This is a genomic window from Streptomyces sp. NPDC049040 (assembly GCF_043197715.1).
GTDB lineage: Bacteria > Actinomycetota > Actinomycetes > Streptomycetales > Streptomycetaceae > Actinacidiphila.
The window spans coordinates 16,217-39,464 of the sequence record NZ_JBICTO010000014.1; the positions used below are offsets into that span (position 1 = coordinate 16,217).

General features: G+C 73.3%; 27 protein-coding genes. 7 read left to right on the forward strand and 20 right to left on the reverse strand.

The features are described from left to right. Window positions 1-56: 56 nt before the first annotated feature. The 4 genes from ACGFMP_RS27900 to ACGFMP_RS27915 all read left to right on the forward strand — a co-directional run bounded on the left by ACGFMP_RS27900 (window position 57) and on the right by ACGFMP_RS27915 (window position 2,050). Window positions 57-833, forward strand: a complete 777-nt coding sequence (locus tag ACGFMP_RS27900; RefSeq protein WP_393675772.1) for a hypothetical protein — start codon at window positions 57-59, stop codon at window positions 831-833. 37 nt (window positions 834-870) lie between these two features. After that, complete coding sequence (locus ACGFMP_RS27905) at window positions 871-1,434, forward strand: DoxX family membrane protein (RefSeq protein ID WP_393675773.1); 564 nt, start codon at window positions 871-873, stop codon at window positions 1,432-1,434. Window positions 1,435-1,502: 68 nt separating this feature from the next. Continuing rightward, the gene (locus ACGFMP_RS27910) at window positions 1,503-1,859 is read left to right on the forward strand and encodes a PRC-barrel domain-containing protein (RefSeq protein ID WP_393675774.1); all 357 of its coding nucleotides are present in this window, start codon (window positions 1,503-1,505) and stop codon (window positions 1,857-1,859) included. Between the two features lie 23 nt (window positions 1,860-1,882). Then, a complete protein-coding gene (locus ACGFMP_RS27915) occupies window positions 1,883-2,050 on the forward strand; it encodes a hypothetical protein (RefSeq protein ID WP_393675775.1) in 168 nt (55 codons plus the stop codon). Here the strand turns inward: ACGFMP_RS27915 and ACGFMP_RS27920 are convergent, their stop codons facing one another. Continuing rightward, a complete protein-coding gene (locus ACGFMP_RS27920) occupies window positions 2,051-2,623 on the reverse strand; it encodes a putative glycolipid-binding domain-containing protein (protein WP_393675776.1) in 573 nt (190 codons plus the stop codon). Window positions 2,624-2,705: 82 nt separating this feature from the next. Further along, window positions 2,706-4,124: a hypothetical protein gene (locus ACGFMP_RS27925; RefSeq protein WP_393675777.1), complete on the reverse strand. Its 1,419-nt coding sequence runs from the start codon at window positions 4,122-4,124 to the stop codon at window positions 2,706-2,708. A 160-nt stretch (window positions 4,125-4,284) separates the two neighbouring features. Here ACGFMP_RS27925 and ACGFMP_RS27930 point away from each other — a divergent pair, with 160 nt between their 5' ends. From ACGFMP_RS27930 to ACGFMP_RS27940, 3 genes are all read left to right on the forward strand, one after another. Then, window positions 4,285-4,812, forward strand: coding sequence for a MarR family winged helix-turn-helix transcriptional regulator (locus ACGFMP_RS27930; RefSeq protein ID WP_393675778.1), 528 nt, complete (start codon window positions 4,285-4,287; stop codon window positions 4,810-4,812). Continuing rightward, entirely contained in the window at window positions 4,809-5,366 is a 558-nt protein-coding gene (locus tag ACGFMP_RS27935; RefSeq protein ID WP_393675779.1) for an isochorismatase family protein, read from the forward strand. Before ACGFMP_RS27930 ends, ACGFMP_RS27935 begins: the two co-directional genes overlap by 4 nt. 66 nt (window positions 5,367-5,432) lie before the next feature. After that, window positions 5,433-6,194 (forward strand): hypothetical protein, encoded by a 762-nt coding sequence (locus ACGFMP_RS27940; protein WP_393675780.1) that lies wholly within the window; start codon window positions 5,433-5,435, stop codon window positions 6,192-6,194. On the opposite strand, the gene ACGFMP_RS27945 is transcribed toward ACGFMP_RS27940, so the two are convergent. From ACGFMP_RS27945 to ACGFMP_RS28030, 18 genes are all read right to left on the reverse strand, one after another. Next, a complete protein-coding gene (locus tag ACGFMP_RS27945; RefSeq protein WP_393675781.1) occupies window positions 6,163-6,915 on the reverse strand; it encodes a ZIP family metal transporter in 753 nt (250 codons plus the stop codon). The genes ACGFMP_RS27940 and ACGFMP_RS27945 overlap by 32 nt on opposite strands. Before the next feature lie 102 nt (window positions 6,916-7,017). After that, a complete protein-coding gene (locus ACGFMP_RS27950) occupies window positions 7,018-7,980 on the reverse strand; it encodes an SGNH/GDSL hydrolase family protein (RefSeq protein WP_393675892.1) in 963 nt (320 codons plus the stop codon). Between the two features lie 379 nt (window positions 7,981-8,359). After that, entirely contained in the window at window positions 8,360-10,198 is a 1,839-nt protein-coding gene (locus ACGFMP_RS27955; RefSeq protein WP_393675893.1) for a transketolase, read from the reverse strand. Between the two features lie 156 nt (window positions 10,199-10,354). Next, on the reverse strand, window positions 10,355-11,197 hold the full coding sequence (locus ACGFMP_RS27960; RefSeq protein ID WP_393675782.1) for an amino acid ABC transporter permease: 843 nt from the start codon (window positions 11,195-11,197) through the stop codon (window positions 10,355-10,357). After that, on the reverse strand, window positions 11,194-11,838 hold the full coding sequence (locus ACGFMP_RS27965; RefSeq protein ID WP_393675783.1) for an amino acid ABC transporter permease: 645 nt from the start codon (window positions 11,836-11,838) through the stop codon (window positions 11,194-11,196). The genes ACGFMP_RS27960 and ACGFMP_RS27965 overlap by 4 nt, the downstream gene beginning before the upstream one ends. Next, window positions 11,835-12,758 (reverse strand): glutamate ABC transporter substrate-binding protein, encoded by a 924-nt coding sequence (locus ACGFMP_RS27970; RefSeq protein ID WP_393675784.1) that lies wholly within the window; start codon window positions 12,756-12,758, stop codon window positions 11,835-11,837. The genes ACGFMP_RS27965 and ACGFMP_RS27970 overlap by 4 nt, the downstream gene beginning before the upstream one ends. Before the next feature lie 15 nt (window positions 12,759-12,773). Continuing rightward, entirely contained in the window at window positions 12,774-13,517 is a 744-nt protein-coding gene (locus ACGFMP_RS27975; protein ID WP_393675785.1) for an amino acid ABC transporter ATP-binding protein, read from the reverse strand. A gap of 10 nt (window positions 13,518-13,527) precedes the next feature. Then, the gene (locus ACGFMP_RS27980) at window positions 13,528-13,779 is read right to left on the reverse strand and encodes a TfoX/Sxy family DNA transformation protein (protein WP_393675786.1); all 252 of its coding nucleotides are present in this window, start codon (window positions 13,777-13,779) and stop codon (window positions 13,528-13,530) included. Between the two features lie 285 nt (window positions 13,780-14,064). Continuing rightward, the gene (locus tag ACGFMP_RS27985) at window positions 14,065-14,508 is read right to left on the reverse strand and encodes a DUF6278 family protein (RefSeq protein ID WP_393675787.1); all 444 of its coding nucleotides are present in this window, start codon (window positions 14,506-14,508) and stop codon (window positions 14,065-14,067) included. A 79-nt stretch (window positions 14,509-14,587) separates the two neighbouring features. After that, entirely contained in the window at window positions 14,588-15,301 is a 714-nt protein-coding gene (locus tag ACGFMP_RS27990) for an MBL fold metallo-hydrolase (RefSeq protein ID WP_393675788.1), read from the reverse strand. Window positions 15,302-15,392: 91 nt separating this feature from the next. Continuing rightward, a complete protein-coding gene (locus ACGFMP_RS27995) occupies window positions 15,393-16,172 on the reverse strand; it encodes an exodeoxyribonuclease III (protein WP_393675789.1) in 780 nt (259 codons plus the stop codon). 51 nt (window positions 16,173-16,223) lie between these two features. After that, window positions 16,224-16,859, reverse strand: a complete 636-nt coding sequence (locus ACGFMP_RS28000; RefSeq protein WP_393675790.1) for an MBL fold metallo-hydrolase — start codon at window positions 16,857-16,859, stop codon at window positions 16,224-16,226. Window positions 16,860-16,977: 118 nt separating this feature from the next. Further along, window positions 16,978-18,318, reverse strand: a complete 1,341-nt coding sequence (locus ACGFMP_RS28005) for an alpha/beta fold hydrolase (RefSeq protein ID WP_393675791.1) — start codon at window positions 18,316-18,318, stop codon at window positions 16,978-16,980. Window positions 18,319-18,352: 34 nt separating this feature from the next. Beyond that, on the reverse strand, window positions 18,353-19,072 hold the full coding sequence (locus ACGFMP_RS28010) for a hypothetical protein (protein ID WP_393675792.1): 720 nt from the start codon (window positions 19,070-19,072) through the stop codon (window positions 18,353-18,355). Continuing rightward, on the reverse strand, window positions 19,069-20,217 hold the full coding sequence (locus ACGFMP_RS28015) for an ROK family glucokinase (protein WP_393675793.1): 1,149 nt from the start codon (window positions 20,215-20,217) through the stop codon (window positions 19,069-19,071). The genes ACGFMP_RS28010 and ACGFMP_RS28015 overlap by 4 nt, the downstream gene beginning before the upstream one ends. Continuing rightward, window positions 20,214-21,059 (reverse strand): ATP-binding cassette domain-containing protein, encoded by an 846-nt coding sequence (locus ACGFMP_RS28020; protein WP_393675794.1) that lies wholly within the window; start codon window positions 21,057-21,059, stop codon window positions 20,214-20,216. The genes ACGFMP_RS28015 and ACGFMP_RS28020 overlap by 4 nt, the downstream gene beginning before the upstream one ends. Then, a complete protein-coding gene (locus ACGFMP_RS28025; protein WP_393675795.1) occupies window positions 21,056-22,093 on the reverse strand; it encodes an ABC transporter permease in 1,038 nt (345 codons plus the stop codon). Before ACGFMP_RS28025 ends, ACGFMP_RS28020 begins: the two co-directional genes overlap by 4 nt. Next, the gene (locus ACGFMP_RS28030) at window positions 22,090-23,073 is read right to left on the reverse strand and encodes a sugar ABC transporter substrate-binding protein (RefSeq protein WP_393675894.1); all 984 of its coding nucleotides are present in this window, start codon (window positions 23,071-23,073) and stop codon (window positions 22,090-22,092) included. The genes ACGFMP_RS28025 and ACGFMP_RS28030 overlap by 4 nt, the downstream gene beginning before the upstream one ends. Window positions 23,074-23,248 lie beyond the last annotated feature (175 nt).

Sequence of the window (23,248 nt, forward strand, 5' to 3'; positions counted from 1 at the left end):
AAGCCCGCGGCCCGCGCCCGCGGCCGCCTGCGGTCACCACGATCCCCGGGAGTCCCATGTCCCCCTACACCGTCCCCCTGCTGTCCACCCTCGGCGGTGCCGTCTTCGCCTTCTGCCTGGGCCGCTTCCTCGGCGCGGGCCGCGTCACGGGCGACGGGGAGTACGGCGGCCAGGCACTGTCGCTGATCGGTGCGGTGCTGCTCAGCTCCTTCATCCTGCTGACGGGCTTCCAGGTGGCCGGCAGTTGGTCGGCGCTCAGCTCGGCGCGCTCCGGCACCTACGACGAGGCGCGCGCGCTGACCGACACCTACTGGGCCGCGGGCGGCCTCGCCGACCGGGACCGCGCGGCGGTGCGGGAGCTGTTGCGGCAGTACACCGCGGATGTGCGCACCACCGAGTACCCCGAACTCGCCCGCGGGCGGACCAGTCCCGCTACCTGGCAGGCGCTCGACCGGGTGCGGTCGGCCGTGCGCGGCGCGGCCACCGCCCGGCCCGACCAGCAGGCCGCGAAGGCCGCGGCCCAGTCCGCCCTGGCGACCGTCTACGAGACGCGTTCGGACCGGGCCGCCGCGGTCAAGGCCGGGATACCCCGGGTCATCTGGCTGGCGATGGTGGTCTCCGGTGCCTTCCTGATCGCCTTCCCCGCGGTCCTGGGGCTCACCACGACGGCCCGCCACCTCGTCGCCCTGTGCTTCGCGGGCGCCGCGGTCGCCTTCGCCATCGCTCTGGCGGCTCAGCTCAACCACCCCTTCCGTGAGCCCTTCGGGGTGGGGCGGACGGCCTTCGCCTTCGCCGAGACCCGCTTCGGCCAGATGGACGCACAGCAGCGGTGAGACGTGTCGGCGCCGACTGCCGGGGCAGACGGCCGATATGGCCGTACTGAGGAAGTTCGCCCGCCCCATGCTCGCGTCGGTGTTCGTCAGCGGGGGCTACGCAGCACTGCGCCATCCCGCGGGGATGGCCAAGGAGATGGCACCGTCCGCGGTGTCGCTCGCCGGGCGGGTGCGCCGGCTGCCCGACGATCCGGAGCAGCTGGCCAGGATCACCGGCGCCGTGCAGCTGGGCGCGGGCGGTCTGCTGGCGCTCGGCCGGCTGCCCCGCGCGGCGGCGCTGGCGCTGGCCGTCACCCTCGTGCCCACCGCGATGGCCGTAGAGCCCTGGTGGACGGTCGAGGACCGGGAGGAGCGGGCCCGGCTGCGGGCGCGGTTCTTCGCGGACATGGCGACGCTGGGCGGCCTGCTGCTCGCCGCCGCCGACACGCACGGCAAGCCGTCGCTGGCCTACAGGACCCGCAGCGGCACCCGGCACGCCAAGGACGCCGCCGCCCGCCGGGTGCACCGGGCAGGCGACGGTGTGCACTCGGCGGCGGACAGCCTGACCGACGGCGTCCGCGATCTCGCGGGCGGAGTACGCGCCCACCTCCCGACGAGCTGAGCCGCGCGGTCAGGGGAAGGCTGGGTTTACGGCGCCGGGGCGACCCGGCCGCGCGAAGGGACCGAAAAATGATCCGTATCAGGGACATCCGCGAGTGGCGCACGCATGACGTCGTCGACTCCGCCGGGCACAGGATCGGCACGTTGGAAGCCGTCTACGTGGACACCGGCACAGACGAGCCGGCGATGGTCACCGTCCAGGTGGGGATGCCCACCCGGCACCGGCTGGTCTTCGCGCCGCTGGACGGTGCCGAGGTCGGGCCTGGCTATCTGAAGGTCGACTACGACAAGGCGCTGGTCAAGGCCTGCCCGTCGATCGGCACGGACGATGTGCTGCCTGCCGAGGACGAGCCCGCACTGTTCAAGCACTACGGCCTCATCTACGAGCCGGGCGCGAGCGGCGAACGCCGCCTCGCCCGCCCCTGACCGGGCCGGGAGGCATCCGCGTCATGGTCGTCTTCCTGCTGCTGGTCATCGTGGCGATGGTGCTGGGCCTGGTCGGCGCCGTCGTCCACGGCCTGCTCTTCCTGCTGTTCATCGGCATCGTGCTCTTCCTCGCCGATCTCGCCTACCTCGCCAGGCTCTGGCGCGGGACGGGCCGCCGCCCGGTCCGCTGATCAGCTCGGGCCGGCCAGGCGATGTGCCAGGCCCGGGTAGTCCAGGACGAGGCCCGCGTCGTCCAAGGTGAGGTCGCTGCGGTGGTCACCTGCCGCGTAGCGCACCCGGGCGGTGCCGCCGCTGCGCGCGAGGTGGGTGTACGTCTGGTGCGAGGGGCGGACCGTCAGGTCCGGCACGGAGACCCAGGCCATCAGGAATCTCCGCTCGCCCGGGGCCAGATGGAGGCCGTGCCGGAGCACCGGCATGGTGTTGGTGAGCGGGCACCGCCCCAGATCGCAGTCGAACGCCCCCTCGACGCCGGGGAGCGGCGTCCCGCCCGCGGTCCAGCTGCCGTCCGAGTCGCGGCGCAGGTCCAGCTCGCGGGTGGCGTGCTCGGTCTCCGCGGCGACCCGCAGCCTGCGGGTGACGAAGTCCTCGCCGGTCTCCAGCTCGTAGGAGATCCAGTACGGCTCGGGGACGGTCCCGACCGCGCGCCCGCGGGCGCGCAGCGTGCCGGGGCCGAGGGTGATCCAGGAGGTCTCGTAGCCGCGGCTCTCGACGACGTCCCAGCTTCGGGTGTGGTGGGCGGTCACGCCCCGACCCTAATCCCGGGACCGGCCCCTGGCGGGCGGTCACGACCCGACCCTCATCCCGGGAACGGCCCCTGGCGGGGGGTCACGACCCGACCCTGGTCCCGGGACCGCCCCTGGCGCGGTCGCGGTCCAGGGCCGCGGCCAGGTCGCGGTGGCACGGCTGGGAGACGCGGGCCGCCGCGGCGAGCAGCGGGCCGGTGAGGGCGGGGCGGGCCCGTGCGACGGCCGCCGCCGCCTCGGCGGGGCGGCCCCGGGCGACGGTCTCCAGCAGCTCACCGGCCTCTGCGGCGCGTCCGCCGCCGTGCAGGAGGTCCGCGACGAGCCCGACGTCCTGCGCGGGGCGTGCGGCGACCTGGTGCAGGAGCGTCCTGGAGTGGTCGCCGCGCCCGTCGGCGGCGAGTGCGGCGACCGCTTCCGCGACGGGTTGCGGCGGCAGCGCCGCGATCTCCCAGAGCAGGGTCGACACGTCCGCCGCGAGGCCGGTGCGCTCCAACTCCCGCACGACGTAAGGGATCCGGTCCGCCGGGCCCTCGGCCACCGCGGACAGCACGAGGTAGGCGGCGCCGCTCTCCCCGGCCTGCCGGAGCCGGCCCAGGCGTAAGGCCTCGGCCCGCGCCTCCGCCACCCACCGGGTGTGGGCCGCCGGACGCACCGGCTCCGCGGCCGGCTGCGGAGCGCCGGCGAAGCGCGCCCCGCGCGGCATCCGTACGGCGGCCGGCGCCGCCTCGGGCAACCCGGCGAAATCCGCACCGCGAGGCACCACCGGGTCGGTTGCAGGCCCCTCGTCCACCCCCGCGAACCGGGCGCCCCGCGGCCGGCGTACCGCGGCAGGGCCCTGCGCCTCCGACCGCCCACCGCCCGCCCGCGCGGGACCGCCCGCCTCCTGCGCCCGCGCGGACCGCGCACCCGGGTCCGGCGCAGGCCCTTCCGGCGCCCCCGCGAACCGGGCGCCCCGCGGGCGAGGTGCGGGGGCCTGCGGGTCCTGGCCGGCGTCCGGCAGGGCGGGGCCGGGTGTGCCCGGCAGCCCGGGCGGGGTCAGGGCGGCGAGCCGCTGGTGGAGGTCCGTGCAGCGGGAGGTGGTGCGGGCCAGCTCGTCACGGGTCCACGCAAGCGCCTGGGCGCGGCCGGCCGTGGGCTGGCGGGCGTAGGCGCGGGCGGCCTCCCTGGCGCGGGTCACGGCGGACTCGCGGGCGCCGGTGGCCGCGGCGATGCGGGCGTGCAGCCGGGCGGCGGCGCCGGGTGCGGCGTCCTCTGCGGCGAGCGCGGCGCGGTGCAGGGCGTAGGCCCGGCCCGCCTCTGCCGGGTCGACACCGCCCGCGCCCGAGTGGGCCGCGAGGTCGTGCAGCATGGCCCTGACCACGTCCCAGGGCGGCACCTCCCGCCCGTTCTCGTGGTCGCGGGCCGCACCCGGGTCCCGTTGTGCGTACCGCCCGTACCAGCCGGGCCGGCCGCCGAGCGCCGCCACCAAAGACCGGAAGTAGTACGTGAATTCCGCCGTCACCGAAGCCTCCGCCGCCATGTGCCGGACCCCCGTCCGTCCGGCATTGGACACCCGGTGCGTTTCGGCGCTGCTACGGACTGTTTTCCGGCAGTGACAGGAACGAGGGCCGACTCGACAGGAAAACTTGTAAGTTTTCCTGTCGGACTCCTACGGTGGGGGTATGCCGAGAGCCGACCGGATACGCACCGCAGACGAGCTGACGACGCTGGTCGCCCAGCTCGGCAGGCGGCTGCGGGCGGCGTCCGCCGAGGCGGAGCTGACCCCGTCGCAGCAGTCGGTGATGGGCCGGCTGGAGCATGCGGGACCCGCGACCACGGCCGCACTGGCCCGCGGCGAGCTGGTGAGGCCGCAGTCGATGCGGATGACGCTCGCCGCGCTCGAGGAGCGCGGGCTCGTGGCCCGCGCGCCGCACGCCACCGACGGCAGGCAGGTGGTCTTCTCACTGACCGCCGCGGGCACCGCCCTGCTGGGTTCCGGCCGGGCCGCCCGACGCGGCTGGCTGGCGGAGGCGATGGACGCCCGGTTGACCCCGGACGAGCACCGCGCCCTGGCCGACGCACTGCCGCTGCTCCGCCGCCTGGTGGAGTCACCGCACCCGGCCGGCCCGCCGTACGGCGACCCCCGGCACAGCAGTCCGCACCACAGCAATCCGCACCACAGCAACCGCACAGGAGATGTCCCGCGATGAGCGCCACCACCCTCGACCCCCGTACCGCCCTGGTCGTCATCGACCTGCAGAGCGGCATCGTCGCCCTGCCCACCGTCCACCCCGCGGACGAGGTCGTCGCCCGCAGCGCCCGGCTCGCGGCCGCATTCCGCAAGGCGGATCTTCCGGTGGTGCTGGTGAACGTCACAGGTGTGGCGCCCGGCCGTACCGACGGCGGTCCCGCGGCCTCCGCCGCCTTCCCCGACGGCTGGGCCGACCTGGTCGGCGAGCTGGACCGGCAGCCGACCGACATCACCGTCTCCAAGCGGCAGTGGGGCGCCTTCTACGGCACCGGCCTCGACATGGAGCTGCGCCGCCGCGGTATCACCCAGATCGTGCTGTGCGGGATCTCGACCAGCATCGGCGTGGAGTCGACGGCCCGTGACGCCTACGAGCACGGCTACAACGTCACGGTGGCCACCGACGCGGTGACCGACACCGACGCCGCCGCGCACGAGCGCTCGGTCGCGACGATCTTCCCGCGCCTGGGCGAGACCGGCAGCACCTCGGACGTCCTGGCGCTGCTCCCGGCCTGACCGGGGGCCCGGGGCGCGGCCCGCCCCGTAGTCGGCACCGCTCGAACACCGCTACGATGCCGCGCCATGAGCGACGACCTCCGCAATCTCGTCCTTGGCCTGGCCGCGGCCGCCGTCTGCGTGGCGCTCGGCTGGTTCGCCCGCAGCTACCTGTGGCAGCGCAGGCTGCAGCGCAAGCAGCGGTTCTTCGGGTTGCCGAAGGACTCCGAGTGCCTCCTGGTGGTGCCCCGCGACCCGGGGTCGCGGGGCTGGAGCGTGGCTCGGCACGACGCCTTCGCCCTGCTGGAACTGGCCGCGGTGATCAAGGAGTGCGGGGCGCACGCGGAGGTGCTGGCGCACGACACCGCCTGGCAGGGCTTCGGCGCCCGCACCGAGTTCTGCATCGGCGGGCCCGCGGAGAACCTGCGGCTCGGGGCGCACCTGCGCTCGATGCTGCCGGGCGTCGAGATCAACGTCGATCCGGCGCCCGGTCCCGAGCAGGGCGCGATAACCCTCGGCAACGACACCTACCGGCTGGAGAAGGGCGCCGTCGAGTACGTGCTGCTGGCCCGGCTGGCGTCGGCCGGCGACACCGGCAACGACCGGCCGGTCTTCCTGTCCTCCGGCCAGCGCGGGATCGCCAACCAGGCGGCCGTGCGCTACCTGGCCAGGCACCACGTGCGGCTGGCCCGCAAACACGGGGTGGACTCCACCTTCTGCCTGCTGCTGCGGGTGGTGAACTCCCAGGCGTACGGCTCGGACGTGGTGGAGCTGGTGGCCGATGTCACCAAGCAGGCCGCGGCGACGTCGAAGAAGCTCAGTCAGCGAGACCGATCACCAGCCACATGATGCCGGCGCCTGCGACGGTGCACAGCAGCGTGGAGCTGGACGGGTGCGGGCTGTGCGCCTCCGGGAGGATGTCGGAGGTCGCCAGGTAGAGCAGGAATCCGGCGAAGAAGCCGAGGTAGAGGCCGAGCGCGCCGGACGGGATGGTGAAGGCCAGCGTCACGGCCGCGCCGGCCACCGGGGCGATGGCGTCGGCTCCGAGCAGCAGCTGCGCCCGGCGCTGGCCGTTCCCGTACATGCGGGTGATCGTGTACGTGTTGAAGCCGTCGGCGAAGTCGTGCGAGACGACGGCGATGGCGACCACGATGCCGACGGTGCTGCCGGCCTGGAAGGCCGCCCCGATCGCGAAGCCGTCCATGACACTGTGCCCGACCAGTGCCACGGCCGCGGTGATGCCGATGCCCTTGACCGGGTCGTGGGCGTGCCCGTGGCCGTGCGCGTGCGGCGCGTACTCGCCCTCGTGGGCGCGGTGGATGGCGACCGAGCGCTCGATGATGTGCAGCGCGAGGAAGCCGGCGACGAACATCAGCAGCGCCGCGGGCACACCGAAGACCACCCGCGGCTGGGTCTCCAGCGCCTCGGGCAGCAGATCGAATCCGACGACGCCGAGCATCAGCCCGGCGGCGAGTCCGAGGACGAGGTGGCGGCGGTCTCCGATGCGCTGGGCGACGAACCCGCCGACGAGGGTCATCGCGAAGGCGCACGCGGCTATCAGGACCGGCATGGATCGATGATCCATGACCCCGCGCGCGCCCGCGACTCAGGGTCGCCTTACCTGCGAGGGCCTCCCACCTGCGCATCACCGGCGGGAAGGTCGGCGCGAACGTCAGCGGCCCGGGCTGCGGCCGCCGATCCCGGCGGTGACGGCCTGCGCCATGACCTGCTCGCCCTTGGCATTGGGGTGGGCGGGCGCGGCGGGTGAGGCGGGCACGAGCGGCTCGATCCAGCGGTCCGCAGGCGCCTTGCACATGTCGTGGCCCACGGTCGGCCGGTAGGTGTCGACGTATTCGGCGCCGCCGAACAGCGCCACGATCTTCAGCATGGTGTTGAGCGACTTCTCGGTGTCCCGCAGGTACGGGAAGTCGCCGGCGGCGAAGGGCACGGCGGGGAAGCAGCCGACGCCGTCGTCGGGCAGCAGGTCGGGGTAGCCGACCACGACGACCTCGGCGTGCGGCGCCCTGCGGTGGACGTCCCGCAGCACCTGGGCGATCTTCGGCGCGGTCTTGACGACGTTGACGGTGAGCTGGTCGACGCCGCTCGCCCGGTAGTGCTGCTTGCAGGGGCTGCCGGCCGGGTCGGTGACGCTCAGACCGGCGCAGGTGGCGATGATCGAGCCGAAGCCGATGTCGTTCCCGCCGATCTGGAGGGTGACCAGGGTGGTGTCCCGGTCGACGGCGTCCAGCTGCGGTCCGTTGGTGCCCTGCGCCTGCCACATCTGGGCGGTGGTGGCGCCGCCGCAGCTGACGTCGGTGAAGCTCGCGTAGCGCCCGGCGGCGGCGACGAGCGACGGGTAGTTGCGGTCGGACCTGGCGCAGTTCGCGTCGACCTGGGTGGGGATGGCGGGCCCCGAGGTGTAGGAGTCGCCGAGGGCCACGTAGTGGACGGCCGGCTTGCCGTGCCCGGCGCCCGGGTGGCCGCCGGTGTGGGCCGCGGCCGGGGTGACGGCCGCCGCGGTCAGCGCGAGGGCCCCGCCGAGCGCCGCGGCCCCCAGTCCTGCCGCCCTGCGGCGTCCCGTCGCCGGCGCTTCCTGCGCCGCCGTCCCGGTTCCCGCGCTCCTGCTGCTGCCCATGCCAAACCTGGCGGCCATGAGGCCCCTCCCCTGCGTCGACGCTGACGTCGATCAAGGCTCAGGGCCGCGGGGGGCGCTGTCAATGGGCGGGACGCCGTGAAGCTACCCGGGCGTCACATCGGGTTCCGCCGGGCGCGTTCCTGCGGTTGCCGGACGGGGATGGTCCGGGAGGTCGGCGGGGCCGGGGACGGCACGGCGGGACGGCACGGCGGGACGGCACGGCGGGACGGCACGGCGGGACGGCACGCCAGGGCGGCACGGCCGACCGCCGGCCGTGCTCCGGCCGGCGGGGTCGGCGCGCTCAGGTGGCGGGGGGTCAGGTGGATCAGGCGGCTCAGGTGGCGGCCGGTGGCCGGTGGCTCAGGTGGTGGCCGGTGGCTCAGGTGGCGGCCAGCTTGCGGGCGGCCGCGGCGATGGCCGGAGCGCTGATCCCCGCCGCGTCCAGCTGCTCGGCGGGGGTCGCGGAGCCGGGCATGGTGTGGACGGCGAGCCGGGTGTGCCGGGGGGCCGGGTGGCCGTTGCCGAAGGACTCCATGACCGCGTCGGCGAGGCCGCCCTCGGGGTGGTGGTCCTCGACGATCACGAAGCGCCCGGTGTCCTCGGCCGCGGTGCGCAGGGTCTGGGTGTCGACCGGCTTGACCGAGTACAGGTCGATGACCCGGGCGCGTGTCCCGTCGGCGACCAGCTGGTCTGCGGCGGCCAGCGCCTCGTGGACGGTGACACCGGCCCCGATCAGGGTGACCTGGTCGTCGGGGTGGGAGCGCAGCACCTTGCTGCCGCCGATCGGGAAGGCGTCGCCGGGCCCGTAGATCACCGGGCCCTCGCCGCGGGTGGCCCGCAGGTAGCTGATGCCGGGCCGGTCGGCCATGGCGGTGACCAGCTGGACGGTCTGGTTGGCGTCGCAGGGGTAGAGCACGGTGGTGCCGTGGATGGCCCGCATCATGGCCAGGTCCTCGAGGGCCATCTGCGAGGGGCCGTCCTCGCCGATCGAGACGCCCGCGTGGGTGCCGACCACGTTGATCGCCGAGCGGCTGATGGCGGCCATCCGCAGGAAGTCGTGGGCCCTGGTCAGGAAGGCCGCGAAGGTGGACGCGTAGGCCGTCCAGCCGCGCACCCCGACACCGACGGCGGCGGCGATCATCTGCTGCTCGGCGATGTAGGCCTCGATGTAGCGCTCGGGGTGGTCGGCGGCGAAGAGCTGGGCCTTGGTGGAGTCGCCGACCTCGCCGTCGAGCACCACGATGTCGTCGTGCAGCGAGCCGAGCGCGGCCAGCGTCTCGCCGAAGGCGGTACGGGTGGCCACCGGGTCGCCGCCGGTGGTGTAGCGGGGCAGCGCGGTGTGCGGGTCGCCGCCACCGCGGGCGGGCGGTTCGACGTCGGGCGGCGCCTGGACGTGGACCCGCAGGTCGCGCGGGCCACCGAGCTCGCGGATGGCCTTGTCGGGGTCGGCCAGCGGCTTGCCGTGCTTGCCCTCACGGTCCTCGACCTCGGTGGCGCCGCGGCCCTTGCGGGTGCGGGCGATGATCGCGGTGGGGGCGCCGCGGGTCTCGCGGGCGGTGGTCATGGCCCGGTCGACGGCTTCGATGTCATGGCCGTCGATCTCCACCGTGTTCCAGCCGAAGGCCCGGATCCTTCGGGCGTAGGCGTCCAGGTCCCAGCCGTGCCGGGTGGGGCCGCGCTGGCCGAGCCGGTTGACGTCGATGATCGCGGTGAGGTGGTCGAGCCCCTCCATGCCCGCGTGCTCGAAGGCCTCCCAGACCGAGCCCTCGGCCATCTCGCTGTCCCCGCACAGCACCCAGGTGCGGTAGGGCAGGTCGTCGAGGCGGCTGCCGGCGAGGGCGACGCCGACGCCGATGGGCAGGCCCTGGCCGAGCGATCCGGTCGCCACGTCGACCCAGGGCAGCCGCGGGGTGGGGTGCCCCTCGATGCGGCTGCCGAGCTTGCGGAAGGTCAGCAGCTCCTCGTCGGTGATGGCGCCCGCGGCCTTGTAGGCGGAGTACAGCAGCGGCGAGGCGTGGCCCTTGGAGAAGATCAGGTGGTCGTTCGCCGGGTGCTCGGGCCGGTCGAAGTCGTAGCGCAGGTGCCGGGCGAGCAGCACCGCTATCAGGTCGGCGGCGGACATCGAGGAGGTCGGGTGCCCGGATCCGGCGGCCGCGGCGGCCCGGACCGAATCCACCCGCAGCTGCTGGGCGAGTTCGGCGAGGTCGGTTTCGCTCATGACCGGGTGTTGGGTGATGGTGTCGTCCATGGCGGCGTCTCTCTCCTCGCAAGGTCGGACCGTCCCTGGGGTTCGGCTGCCCGACCGCAGGGCGGACAAACCGGGATCGCGCCCCACCCGCCGCACATCGGCCGCCCACCCGCGGGCGGGGATCGCTCAGACCTCCTCGGGCAGCTGGGTCCGCACCGCGATGTTCCCGGTCCTGGCGCTGCGCCGCTCGTATCCGGCGATCCCGTTGGCGCACCACGACAGCAGCACGCACATGCCGATGTAGACGGGGGCGATCACCATCACCACCGGGATGAAGGGCAGGTCGTAGTCCAGGTTGGTCGCGATGAGCTTCCCCGAGTACAGGAACTCCTGGTAGGTGATGAGGTAGCCCAGCGAGGTGTCCTTGAGCGCCACCACCAGCTGGCTGATGATCGCCGGCAGCATCGCCCTGGCGGCCTGCGGCACCAGCACGTGGCCCATCACCTGGGTCTTGCGCATCCCCAGGGCGTAGGCCGCCTCCCGCTGGCCGCGCGGCACCGCGTCGACCCCGGCGCGGAAGACCTCGGCGAGCACCGAGCCGTTGTAGAGGGTCAGGCCGATGATCAGCGAGAGCATCGGGTCGAGCCGGAGCGCGATGAAGATGAAGAAGATCATCACCAGCAGCGGCATGGCGCGGAAGAACTCCACCACCAGGGTGCACGCCCAGCGCACCACCCGGTGGTCGGAGAGCCGCCCGGCGGCGAAGACCACCCCGAAGACGAGCGAGGCCAGCGCCGCCCAGCCGAAGGCCACCAGGGTGTTGGCCAGGCCGGTCAGCAGCAGCCGCTGGATGCCCTCGTAGGCGAAGGGCCGCCATTTGACGGCCGAGAACTGCCCGGTGTCGACCAGCTTGTAGACGACGAAGCCGGCCAGCCCGGCCAGCAGCGCGGTGGCGATCACGGCGTACAGCCGGTGCCTGGCCAGCGCTTTCGGCCCCGGGATGTCGTAGAGGGCGCTGCCGGCGGTCACCTGGCCACCCCCAGCTTCCGTTCAAGCAGCGCGAAGATCCCCGCCAGGGTGAGCGTCACGATCAGATAGCCCACCGCGATCCACACGAAGATCCACACGATGCCGTAGCCCATCTCGTTGAGCGGCTTGTAGGTGCCGAGCAGTTCGGTCACCGAGAAGGAGCCGGCGATCGCGGAGTTCTTGGCCAGCGCGATCAGGGTGGAGCCGATCGGCGGGATCACCGAGCGTGCCGCCTGCGGCAGCACCACGAGCGACAGCGTCTGGGAGAAGCTCATCCCCAGGCTGCGGGCCGCCTCGCCCTGGCCGAGCGGCACCGTGTTGATGCCGGCCCGCACCGCCTCGCAGACGAAGGCCGAGGTGTAACCGCCCAGCGCGAGCACCGCGAAGACCGTGAAGGGCAGCACCACGCCGAACCGCGGGAGGCCGAGGAGCACCGCGAAGAACAGCAGGGTCAGCGGGGTGTTGCGGAGCACGGTCACCCATGCGGTGCCGAAGACCCGCAGTGCCTTGACCGGTGAGACCCGGAAGCCGGCGATCAGCACCCCGAGGCCCAGCGCGAGGGCGCCGGCGAGCAGGGTGAGCCGGACGGTGCCCCACAGGCCCCTTCCGTAGAGCGCGAAGTTGTTCGTCAGGACGTTCACGCGCCGCTCCCCCGGTAGCGGTCCACCGGCGGCGGGGTGGGCGCGGGCACCCCGGACAGCCCGAGGGTGGCGGCGTAGGCCCGCTTCCAGTCGCCGTTGCGCTCGTGGGCGACGACGGCGTCGTCCAGCGCGTACCGCAGCGCGGTGTCGCCCTTGGACAGCCCGATCCCGTAGGGCTCCTTCGAGAAGGGCCTGCCGGCCACCTTCATCTCCTCGGGGGCCTTGGCCGCGTACCCCAGCAGGATCGAGTCGTCGGTGGTCACCGCGTCGACCTGGTAGGTGAGCAGGTTGTCCACGCACACCGAGTATGTGTCGTAGGTGACCGGCCGCGCGTCGGGGTAGTCGGCCTCGATCCGCTGGATGGAGCTGGAGCCGGCGGCGGAGCAGACCTTCTTGCCCGCGAGGTCCCGCGGGCCGCCGATGCCGTGCTCGTCGGAGCGCACCAGCAGGCCCTGGCCCGCCAGGTAGTACGGGCCGGCGAAGCCCACCTGCCGCTTGCGCAGCGCGTTGATGGTGTAGGTGCCGACGTAGAGGTCGATCTGGCCGTTGGCCAGCGAGGTCTCCCGGTTGGCCGACGCGATGGCCTTGAAGGTGATCCGGTCGACGGGGAAGCCGAGCGAGGCGGCCGCCATCCTGGCGATCTCGATGTCGAAGCCGGAGTACGTCCCCGTGGCGGGGTCGCGCTCGCCGAGATACGGCTGGTCGTCCTTGACGCCGACGACCAGGCTGCCGCGGCGGTGGGCGGCGGTCCAGGTGGGCGAGGCGGGCAGCGAGAAGCCGCTGTCGACGTGGTAGGAGGGCAGGTCGCCCGGGCGGGGCCCCTTGGCGGGCGGGCTGCCCTCCCGGCCGCAGCCAGCGGCCAGGGCGAGGGCGGCCGGCACCAGCAGGACGGCGGCGGCGAGCCTGGGGGTGCGGCGCATCGGGTCCCCGGCCGGTCAGTGGTGGAGGATCTTGGACAGGAAGTCGCGCGCCCGGTCGGTGCGCGGGTCGGTGAAGAACTCCTCGGGCGCCCGGTCCTCGATGATCTGCCCGTCGGCCATGAAGACCACCCGGTCGGCGGCCGACCGCGCGAAGCCCATCTCGTGGGTGACCACGACCATCGTCATGCCCTCCTCGGCGAGCTGCTGCATCACTTCGAGCACCTCGTTGATCATTTCCGGGTCGAGGGCCGAGGTCGGCTCGTCGAAGAGCATCGCCTTGGGGTCCATGGCCAGCGCGCGGGCGATCGCGACCCGCTGCTGCTGGCCGCCGGACAGCTGGGCGGGCAGCTTGTCCGCCTGCGCCGGCAGGCCGACCCGGTCGAGGAGTTCGCGGGCCTTGCGCTCGGCGGCCGCCTTGCCGCGGCGGCGGACCTTCAACGGAGCCAGCATCACGTTGTCCAGCACGGTCCTGTGGGCGAAGAGGTTGAAGGACTGGAAGACCATGCCGACGTCGGCCCGCAGCCGGGCCAGGGCGCGCCCCTCCGCGGGCAGCGGCCGCCCGTCGACGGTGATGGTGCCCGACTCCACCGGCTCCAGCCGGTTGATCGCGCGGCACAGCGTGGACTTGCCGGAACCCGAGGGGCCGATGACCACCACGACCTCGCCGCGTCCCACGGTCAACTCGATGTCCTTGAGGACGTGGAGCTGCCCGAAGTGCTTGTTGACGCCGCTGAGGACGATCAGTGGTTCCGACGGCATACCGCGGACGTCAGCCCAGCACGCGGTTGACGAGCGTGTCGCGTTCCGTCTGCGGGATCGCGGTCCACCGCATGCCGCGCAGGGCGCCTTCGAGGGCCAGCAGGGTATGGGTGCAGGCGTCGTCGGGCAGGTCGGGGCGGATCTTCTCGAAGGCCCTGCCCGAGCCCAGCCGGCGCAGTTCGCCCGCGTCGTCGACGCCCGCGCGGCGCAGACGGTCGGCGAGCACCGCCCCGATGTTCGGCAGCTGCTGTAGGGAGTCCACGTGGTGCCTCCGGTGCCAGGCTGATGGTGGGTCAAGGGGTGAGTCAGGGGAACGTCTGCCGCCATCATGCACATATGCCGCACCGCAGCCGGTCGACCTCGCCCTTGACACGCCCTGACCGTCCCCCACCACGGGGGCCTCGCCACCGGTTCGAGTGACGGCGGGTCCCCCGATGGACGTACCCGCACCGGCCCGGCGCGGCTGCCCGTGCGGGGCGGGTCGCGCACGGGCACCCGCACAGGACCGGCGGCCGGCGTGCGGGCCAGGTGCCTGCATCGCCGCTGATCAGACCTCGGCGGTCTCCGCGAGCACCTGGGACAGCCCGGGGCTGCCGTTCTCGGCCCAGCCGTGGCCCAGTTCGACGGTGTCGATCACCCGGCCGGTCGCGAGGCGCACCACCGGGCGGCCGTTGGGCCACAGCTGCCAGCCGGCGCCGCGGACCGTGCGGACGATGACCGTGCCGAGGTAGAGGCCCGCGTCGTTGCCGAGCCGGTCGAGGGTCAGCTCCTCCTCGTCGCGCCAGCTGGGCACCAGCTGGTCCAGCGCGGTCAACGAGGCGGCGGAATCGTCCAGTTCGACCCCGTCGCCCGCCGCGCGCTCCCGCAGCAGGTGGCACTCGCCGAGGAGTTCGGCGAGCGAAGCGGAATCCGGCCCTCCCCCGTTGCCGAAGACCGCGATGCCGGTCGGGACGTGCCGCTTTCGCCACCGGGTGATCAGGGGGATGTCCATACGCCAAGACTCGCACCGCGTCCGGCCTGCCGATATCAGGCGCGCGGCCCGCGCCCCCGGGCGCGGCGGCCCGCCGCGCTCAGCCCCCGCTCCCGGCCACCGCCCCTCGCAGTGCCGCGGCCGCGCCGCCGGTGATCGGGTCGCCGTGGCCGAAGCAGGCCACGTCCACATCGAGCGCGGCGAGCCGGTGGAAGGACGCGAGGGCGCGGGCCGGGTCGCTGTTGAACACCCCTGGCATCGTGTGGCCCTCGACGTTCGCCGCCGTGTCGCCGGTGAAGAGGATCCGCGGGCCCGGCAGGTGGATCGCGATGCTGCCGTCGGTGTGCCCCGGCACCCACACCACCTCGGCGCCGCCGCCGAAGCCGAGCGTGTCGCCGTCCTCCAGTTCGCGGTCGACCTCCACCGGCGGGGCGGGCGGCAGCGGGGGGAGGCTGTCGAAGATCGCGCGCTCCCAGTCGGCGAACACCGGCGGCGCGCCCGCGGCCTCGCCCCGGATCACCGGGGCCTCCAGCCGGTGCGCCAGGACGGCGGCGCCACCCCAGGCGCGGATCTCGGCCGCGGAGCCGGTGTGGTCGTGGTGGAAGTGGGTCAGCACCACCTGCCCGATGTCCGCCGGGTCGTGGCCGAGGCCGCGCACCGCCGCGGCGATGCCTTCACCGGAGCCCGCCGCGCCGGTGTCGATCAGGGTCAGGGCGCGGTCGCCGGGGCCGGTGCCGGGCTCCGACCACAGATAGGCGGCGCCGACGGGGAAGCGCAGCATGTGCAGGTTCGGCAGCAGCTCTACGGTCTCCATGGCGGGAACGTAGCGCGGCCTGCGGTGCCCCGCGGGCGCCGTTCGCCGACGGCGGATCCGCGGACGGCGGACGGCGGGGACCGCCTTCCCGTCAGATGTCGAGGTCCACCACGACCGGGGCGTGGTCGGAGGCGCCCTTGCCCTTGCGCTCCTCACGGTCCACATACGCGTCGGAGACCGCCTTGGCGAACGGCCCATTGCCGTACACCAGGTCGATGCGCATGCCGCGGTTCTTCGGGAAGCCGAGCTGGCGGTAGTCCCAGTAGGTGAAGGGGTGGTCGTACTTGAGCGGGCGCGGCACCACGTCGGTCAGGCCGGTGCCGCGCAGCGCGGCCAGCGCGTCGCGCTCGGGGGCGGTGACATGCGTCTGGCCCTCGAAGACCGCGATGTCCCAGACGTCCTGGTCGGTCGGTGCCACGTTGTAGTCGCCGAGGACCGCGAAGGGCAGCTCGGCCGCCGCGTCGTCGGCGACGGCGGCACGCAGCGCCTCGAACCACTCGAGCTTGTACGCGTAGTGCGGGTGGCCGACCTCGCGGCCGTTGGGCACGTAGACCGACCACAGCCGGACCGGGCCGCAGGTCGCGGCCACCGCCCGCGGCTCCTGGACGCCCTCGTACGCCGGGCCCCCCGGCAGGCCCTTGACCACATCGGCCAGGCCCACCCGGGAGATCAGCGCCACGCCGTTCCACCGCCCGTCGGCGTTGACCGCCGCCTCGTAACCCAGCTCGCGCAGCTCGTCGTAGGGGAACTGCTCGTCGCTGCACTTGGTCTCCTGGACGCACAGGACGTCCGTGCCGCTGCTCTCCAGCCAGCCGAGCAGCCTGGGGAGCCGGGCGGTGATCGAGTTGATGTTCCAGGTCGCGATGCGCATGTCCACCAACCTAGCGGCTGGGTACGACAGCGGGCCGTACGCCTTGGTCGGTCAGGTCTCGGTGCCGTCGCCCGGCATGAGGCGCACGTGCGCGGCGCCTCCGCCCAGGTTGCCGATCTGGGTGTCGTACAGCGGCCGGGCCAGGTCGGTCAGCAGCGCGTCGTGGATGTCGACGGCACGGCGCGGCTTGACCTCGCGGACGTAGTCGATCACCTCGGAGATCTTGTTCCAGGGTGCCATCACCGGCAGCAGCAGGGTGTCCACCGGGTAGCCGGGCACCGTCAGGGCGTCGCCGGGATGGAAGACGGCGCCGTCCACCAGGTATCCGACATTGGTGATCCGGGGCAGGTCCGGGTGGATGACGGCGTGCAGTTCGCCGTGCACCTGGACGTCGAAGCCCGCGGCGGTGAAGGTGTCACCGTGCCCCACGGTGTGCACCCGGCCGGGGAAGGCCGCGGAGAGCTGGTCCGCGACGCTGGCCAGCGTCCACAGCTCGGCCGCGGGGTTGTCCTCGAGGCCGGCGTGCAGCCGCTGCGGGTCGAAGTGGTCGGGGTGCTCATGGGTGACCAGGATGACGTCGGCGCCGACCGCCGCGTCCTGCTCGCTGAAGACACCCGGGTCGATGACGAGCGTCAGCCCGTCCTTCTCCATCCGGACGCAGGAGTGCCGTTTCTTGGTCAGCTTCACTGGATTCCACCCTCGCCGGTACGCGTCGGTCGGACTCTCGGGTGCCCGTGAGCCCACGGGCACCCCCTGGGGGTCGTGTGCCGGGCGCCGCGCGCGGCGGCGCCCTCATCCCATCCTGCTACGGATGCCCGCCGGTCTCCTGCTCGACCACGGTGCGTGCCGCGGCCAGTGCGGCCCGTGCCGCGGGCAGCCCGCAGAAGACCGCGGTGTGCAGCAGCACCTCCTCGATCTCGGCCGGGCTCAGCCCGATCCGCAGCGCGCCCCTGACGTGGTCGGCCAGCTCGGCGAGCTGGCCGGTCGCGGTCAGCGCGGTGAGCGTGACACAGGCGCGGGTACGCCGGTCCAGGCCCGGCCTGGCCCATATCTCGCCCCAGGCGTAGCGCGTGGCGAAGGCGTCGAAGCCGCTGCCGAAGCCGTCGCCCGCGGCGAGCGGCCGGTCGGTGGTCGCGCTGTCGCCGATGACCTCGCTGCGGATGCGTGCGCCCTCGGCGAGCCGGTCGGGGGTGGCGGACGCCGGGATCCTGGCGGGCGGCACCGGCGGGACCGGCGGCGGGGGCAGCGGCACCGCGGTGGAGGCGTGGTCCTGCCAGGCGGTGCCGAAGTGGGTGGCAAGGAGCTCGCCGACCGCGGTGGGTTCCTCGACGGGTGCGAGGTGGCCGGTGGCGGGGACGACCGCGAGCCGCGCGTCGGGGATGCCCGCGACCAGCAGCCGGGCGTCGGCCGGCGGGGTCTCGGTGTCGTCGGCGCCCGCGACCACCAGGGTGGGGACTCCTATGCTGCCGAGCGAGTCGCGGATGTCGAAGGCGGCCAGCGCCTCGCACGCGGCCACGTAGCAGGCCGGGTCGGTGGTGGCGACCATCTGCACCGCCCAGCCGGTGATCGCCGGCTGGGTGGCGAGGAAGGCGTCGGTGAACCAGCGCTTCGGGCCGGCCTGCGCGGTGCGCTCCAGGCCGTTGGCGCGCACCACCACGGCACGCTGCCGCCAGGTGTCGGCGGTGCCGAAGCGGGCGGCGGCCGACACCAGGGCGAGGGCTGCGACCCGGTCGGGCCGCAGCAGTGCCAGCCGGGCGCCGATGGCCGCGCCGAGCGCGCAGCCGGCATAGCCGAAGGTGTCGATGCCCTCGTCGTCCAGCACGGCGAGCAGCCGCCGCGCCAGGTCGTCGACCGAGGAGGCGGGCTCGGCCGGCGCGCCGCCGTGCCCGGGCAGCTCGTAGCGCAGCACCCGCCAGTTCGTGGTGAGCATCGGCAGCTGCCGGTCCCACATGTGCCAGGTCGCACCGAGGGCCGGGCCGAGCACCAGCACGGGTGCCCGGTCGGGGCCGTCGAAGCGGTACTGCAGCGGCGGCGCTCCTGCGTACATGTCGTCCATGTCGTCGTAGTCGGCCGCGCGGTCCGCCGGAAAGCCGGCCGCGTAGTCGGCTGCGGCGCCGAAGGGCGCGTCGGTCGTCAGCTCGCTCATCGCTTCACGCTACCGACTCCGGGGGCCGGCCGGGTCACCCACCCCCGAAGCCGTGCTGGAAGTTGACGGTGGACACCACGTAGACCACGGGCGTGTCGGCGTGCGTGAAGTCGACGGTGATGTCGTGGTCGGGCTTGTCGCCTGCCTGGTGGGAGGACATACCCGCCCACAGGTGGCCCGGCACCGCGAAGTTCCAGCCGACCTGCGCCGACTGCTCGGCGCTGATCGCGACCTTGCCGTCGCGCAGCGCGGCCCGCGAGGTGCCGAGCTGGGCGAGGAAGGTGTCGAGGCCGCCGGCGGTGGTGGTGAACTGGCAGTAGAACTCGCTGGTGTCCCAGGAGTTGGTCTCCAGGTAGCCGTCGTGGACGGTGCCGTCGGGGATCGGCACCTGGTAGATGCGGCGCTGGAGTTCGCTGGGGACGACCCACGTCAGATGGCGTACGGCGGCCTGCTTCTGCACGTCCTGGCCGCTGTCGCGGCTCTGCGCGGCGGAGATGATCACGTAGCCGAGCGGGACCAGCACCAGCAGCGGCACCACCACCCAGCGCATCCAGCGCGGGATCTCCCGCGGTGGCAGCGCGGAGGACCCGTCGCCGCCGCGGCCGCCGCCCGGGCCTTCGCCGCCGGGCCCGCCGGGGCCCTCGCCCGCGGGGCCGCCCGGCGCGCGCCCGGGGGCGGTCGCGGCGCCGTCGGCCGCGGGGCCGCCGGGGTCGCGGTAGCCGGGTGCGGCCTCCTTCTCGGGGGTCGTCGTCACGACTCGGCCCCCTGCCGGCCGGTGATCTTGCCGTAGCGCTCGTAGCGCTCGACCCTGCGGCGGTTGGCGCGGCGGAAGCGGCGGGCGACCAGCCTTGCCAGGTCCGCGGCGCCGACCATGCCCGCCTCGGGGCCGAGCTCGGCCTTGGCGATCCTGGCCTCCGGCCGGTAGCCGCGGCCGGTCAGCGTGCGCCGGAAGGCGTCCCTCGCGGGGGTGATGAGCAGATCGTCCGCCGCGCTGACGCCGCCGCCGATGACGAAGCAGGACGGGTCGAGTGCGGCGGCGAGGTTGGCGATGCCGACGCCGAGCCACTGGCCGATGTCCTGGAAGAGCTCCACGCACATCGGGTCGCCGGCCCTGGCCAGCTCGGTGATCAGCGGCCCGGTGATGTCCCCGACATTGCCGCCGACCCGGTCGATGATCCCGTAGGCGACGGGCGAGTCGGCGGCGGCCAGCTCGCGGGCCTCCCTGACCAGGGCGTTGCCCGAGCTGTACTGCTCCCAGCAGCCGCGGTTGCCGCACGCGCAGCGGTGGCCGCTCGGCACCACCTGCATGTGGCCGAACTCGCCCGCGACCCCGTAGCGGCCCCGCTTGACCCGGCCCTCCTCCAGGATCGCGCCGCCGATTCCCGTGCCCAGGGTGATCATCACCAGGTCGGGCTCGCCGCGGCCCGCGCCGAAGCGCCATTCCGCCCAGGCCGCGGTGTTGGCGTCGTTGTCGACCATGACCGGGACCAGCAGGCGTTCGGCGAGCCGGTCGCGCAGCGGTTCGTCGCGCCAGGACAGGTGCGGGGCGAAGAGGATGCGGGAGCGGTCGGCGTCCACCCAGCCCGCGGCTCCGATGCCGACCGCGTGCACGTCGTGCCGCTCGGACAGGTCGAGGACCAGCTCCACGATGGTGTCCTCGACCACCTTGGGGCTCTTGGACTTGTCGGGGGTCTCGGTGCGCAGCTGTTCGAGGATGACGCCGTCGGCGTCCACCACCCCGGCCATCACCTTGGTGCCGCCGATGTCGATGCCGACGGTCGGCACCCGGGGTGCCGTCAGGTGGCTGCGTCTCTCCCGGCGCTCCGAGCCGCTGACATTCCGCCACACCGTCGATCGGGCGGCGCTGCCGCGGTACACACGTTCACGATTGGCACTCAAGCGGGGGTCTCCGGGTCGGTGGCGTGCACGGGCTCTGTGTCCGCCGGTGTGCGGCTCAGCTCATGCGTCAGCTCGTCCAGCTCGCTGCCCCCGGCCATCTCCCGGGTCAGCTCGTCAAGCGTAATGTCCTTCTTGAGGTGGCTGCCCGACATCGTGCCCCGCTTCAGCAGGACGAAGCGGTCCCCGACCAGATAGGCGTGGTGCGGGTTGTGGGTGATCAGCACCACACCGAGCCCGGCGTCGCGCGCCGCGGCCACGTACTTCAGCACCATTCCCGACTGCTTGACGCCGAGCGCGGCGGTGGGCTCGTCGAGCACCAGCACCCTGGCGCCGAAGTGCACGGCACGGGCGATCGCCACGCACTGCCGCTCACCGCCTGACAGGGTGCCGATCGGCTGGTCGACGTCGCGCAGGTCGATGCCCATCCGGAGCAGCGCGGCGTGTGTCGTGCCGCGCATGGTGGCCACGTCCAGCCGGCGCAGCGGGCCGCGCCCCTTGGTGGGCTCCGACCCGAGGAAGAAATTCCGCCATACGGGCATCAGCGGCACCACGGCGAGGTCCTGGTACACGGTGGCGATGCCGCGGTCCAGCGCGTCGCGCGGGGAGGCGTGCCTGACCTGCTCGCCGACCACCCGGTAGTCGCCCGAGTCGTGCGGGTGCAGCCCGGCGATGATCTTGATGAGGGTGGACTTTCCCGCACCGTTGTCGCCCAGGACACAGGTGATCTCTCCGGCGTGCACTTCCAGGGAGACGCCCCGCAGCGCGCGGACGTTCCCGTAGGACTTGGAGACGTCGGTCAGCGCGATCAGCGGCGCGGCCGCCTTGTCGGTCGTCGCGGTCATGCGGTGGCCTCCGCCCGCCTGCGGACCCAGGCGTTGAGCAGGGTGGCGAGCAGCAGCATCGCCCCGAGGAAGAATTTGAACCAGTCGGGATTCCACTGGGCGTAGACGATGCCCTTGTTGGTCATGCCGAAGATGAAGGCGCCGACCGCCGAGCCGATGGCACTGCCGTAGCCGCCGGTCATCAGGCAGCCGCCGATCACGGCGGCGATGATGTACAGGAACTCGTTGCCGACGCCCTCCCCCGACTGCACCACGTCGAAGGAGAAGAGCAGGTGCTGCCCTGAGATCCAGGCGCAGAAGGCCACCGCCATGTAGAGGCCGACCTTGGTGCGCGCCACGGGGACGCCGACGGCGCGGGCCGCGTCGGCGTTGCCGCCGGCGGCGAAGATCCAGTTGCCGGCCCGGGTGCGCAGCAGCACCCAGGTGGCGACGGCGACCAGGCCGAGCCACCACAGGATCGTCACCTGGAGGTCGACGGAGCCGATCGTCCAGTGCGAGGCGAAGACGTTCTGTGCGGCGGGGAAGCCCTCCATGTCGCCGATCGACTTGGTGGCGACGGTGCCGCTGATCAGCTTGGTCAGCCCCAGGTTCAGGCCGGTCAGCATCAGGAAGGTGCCCAGCGTGATGATGAAGCTGGGCAGCTTGGTGCGCACCAGCATGATCCCGTTGAAGGCGCCGAAGGCCAGGGTCACCAGCAGCGAGACGCCGATGCCGACCCAGACGTTCGCGGTCATCTGGAAGCTGAACATCGAGGAGGCCAGCGCGGAGCTGGTCACCATCACACCGGCCGACAGGTCGAACTCGCCGCCGATCATCAGCAGCGCCACCGGCACCGCCATGATCCCGATGGTGGAGGAGGCGTACAGGACGGTGCCGAAGCTCGACCACTGGAGGAAGGGGTCGGCGGCGAAGGAGAAGAACAGGAAGACGGCGGCCGCGCCGACGACCGCGCCCAGCTCGGGCCGGCCGAGCAGCCGCCGCGCGGTGGAGCGCGGTGCGAGGCGCTCGTCCGGGGCGAGCGCCAGGTCGGTCATCGGGTCCCCCGCTTGGCGTACGACAGCAGCGCGTCGGCGTCGTCCTTGGTGACGATCTGCGGGCCGGTGAGCACCGGCAGGCCGCCGCCGAGGGTGTCCTTGTTGTAGCGGTAGAGCCACAGCAGGTCCACTGCCTCGTAGCCCTGGAGGTAGGGCTGCTGGTCGACGGCGAAGCCGATGGTGCCGTTCTTGAGGGAGGCCGCGACCTGCGGGTTCAGGTCGAAGGTGTCGATCTCGGCGCCGGACCCCGACTGCTTCTTGGCCTTGGCGGCGGTGTCGGCGAAGGGCGCGCCCAGCGTGACGACGGAGTCGATGGACTTGTCGGACTGCAGCTTGGCCTGGATCGCGGACAGCACGTCCGGCATGTTGGTGCCGTTGACGTAGAGGTTGTCCGTGCGGCCCTTGAACTTCTCCTTGACGCCGGCGCAGCGCTGTTCGAGGCCGACGTTGCCCTGCTCGTGCAGGATGCACAGGGCGTGCTGCTTGCCGCGGGTGTTCAGCTCCTCGCCGACCGCGTTGCCCGCGATGGTCTCGTCCTGGCCTATGTGGGTCAGCGCGCCGACCTGCCGGGACTCGGCGGCGCCGGAGTTGATGGTGATCACCGGGATGCCGGCCTTGACCGCCTTGGCGACGACGGCCTTCAGCGCGTCGGGCTTGGCGAGGGTGACGACCAGGCCGTCGACGTGGCTGTCGATCGCGGCCTGGACCAGCTGGGCCTGCTGGTCGCCCTGGTCGCTGCTGGAGTAGACGAACTTGATGTTGTCCTTGGCCGCGGCCTGCTTGGCGCCGCTCTGGACGATGTCCCAGAAGGTGTCGCCCGCGCCGGAGTGGGTGACCATGGCGATCGTCCACTTCGGCGTGTCGACCGCCGACCCGTTCGCCGCGAGCTGCTTGGCCCGGTCCTCCGCGCGCTTGCCGCCGGTGCTGCTGCAGCCGGCGAGCCCGGCCGCGCCGAGCACCACCGCCAGCACAGCGCCCAGCGCCCTCGTTCCCGCCCTTGCCATCGCCACGAGCCCCGCCTTTCCGTTCCGTCTCTGTTGCAGCCGTGGTGGAAGTGCTGCGAAACGCTTCGAGCGACGACCATCCCGGCGGGCCAAGTATCCGTCAAGAGGTACGGCATCCCTTCCGCAGGGAGGCCGCCACGGGGTCGCGGCC

What these genes read in the sequence shown, in the direction of transcription:
- ACGFMP_RS27950 (WP_393675892.1), bottom strand. Translation starts at nt 7,980, where the DNA reads ATGGGCAGCAGCAGGAGCGCGGGAACCGGGACGGCGGCGCAGGAAGCG.
- ACGFMP_RS28025 (WP_393675795.1), bottom strand. Translation starts at nt 22,093, where the DNA reads ATGACCGACCTGGCGCTCGCCCCGGACGAGCGCCTCGCACCGCGCTCC.
- ACGFMP_RS27900 (WP_393675772.1), top strand. Translation starts at nt 57, where the DNA reads ATGTCCCCCTACACCGTCCCCCTGCTGTCCACCCTCGGCGGTGCCGTC.
- ACGFMP_RS27945 (WP_393675781.1), bottom strand. Translation starts at nt 6,915, where the DNA reads ATGCCGGTCCTGATAGCCGCGTGCGCCTTCGCGATGACCCTCGTCGGC.
- ACGFMP_RS27975 (WP_393675785.1), bottom strand. Translation starts at nt 13,517, where the DNA reads ATGCCGTCGGAACCACTGATCGTCCTCAGCGGCGTCAACAAGCACTTC.
- ACGFMP_RS27985 (WP_393675787.1), bottom strand. Translation starts at nt 14,508, where the DNA reads ATGGACATCCCCCTGATCACCCGGTGGCGAAAGCGGCACGTCCCGACC.
- ACGFMP_RS27935 (WP_393675779.1), top strand. Translation starts at nt 4,809, where the DNA reads ATGAGCGCCACCACCCTCGACCCCCGTACCGCCCTGGTCGTCATCGAC.
- ACGFMP_RS27970 (WP_393675784.1), bottom strand. Translation starts at nt 12,758, where the DNA reads ATGCGCCGCACCCCCAGGCTCGCCGCCGCCGTCCTGCTGGTGCCGGCC.
- ACGFMP_RS27995 (WP_393675789.1), bottom strand. Translation starts at nt 16,172, where the DNA reads ATGCGCATCGCGACCTGGAACATCAACTCGATCACCGCCCGGCTCCCC.
- ACGFMP_RS27955 (WP_393675893.1), bottom strand. Translation starts at nt 10,198, where the DNA reads ATGAGCGAAACCGACCTCGCCGAACTCGCCCAGCAGCTGCGGGTGGAT.
- ACGFMP_RS27990 (WP_393675788.1), bottom strand. Translation starts at nt 15,301, where the DNA reads ATGGAGACCGTAGAGCTGCTGCCGAACCTGCACATGCTGCGCTTCCCC.
- ACGFMP_RS27940 (WP_393675780.1), top strand. Translation starts at nt 5,433, where the DNA reads ATGAGCGACGACCTCCGCAATCTCGTCCTTGGCCTGGCCGCGGCCGCC.
- ACGFMP_RS27930 (WP_393675778.1), top strand. Translation starts at nt 4,285, where the DNA reads ATGCCGAGAGCCGACCGGATACGCACCGCAGACGAGCTGACGACGCTG.
- ACGFMP_RS27905 (WP_393675773.1), top strand. Translation starts at nt 871, where the DNA reads ATGGCCGTACTGAGGAAGTTCGCCCGCCCCATGCTCGCGTCGGTGTTC.
- ACGFMP_RS27910 (WP_393675774.1), top strand. Translation starts at nt 1,503, where the DNA reads ATGATCCGTATCAGGGACATCCGCGAGTGGCGCACGCATGACGTCGTC.
- ACGFMP_RS27915 (WP_393675775.1), top strand. Translation starts at nt 1,883, where the DNA reads ATGGTCGTCTTCCTGCTGCTGGTCATCGTGGCGATGGTGCTGGGCCTG.
- ACGFMP_RS28005 (WP_393675791.1), bottom strand. Translation starts at nt 18,318, where the DNA reads ATGAGCGAGCTGACGACCGACGCGCCCTTCGGCGCCGCAGCCGACTAC.
- ACGFMP_RS28020 (WP_393675794.1), bottom strand. Translation starts at nt 21,059, where the DNA reads ATGACCGCGACGACCGACAAGGCGGCCGCGCCGCTGATCGCGCTGACC.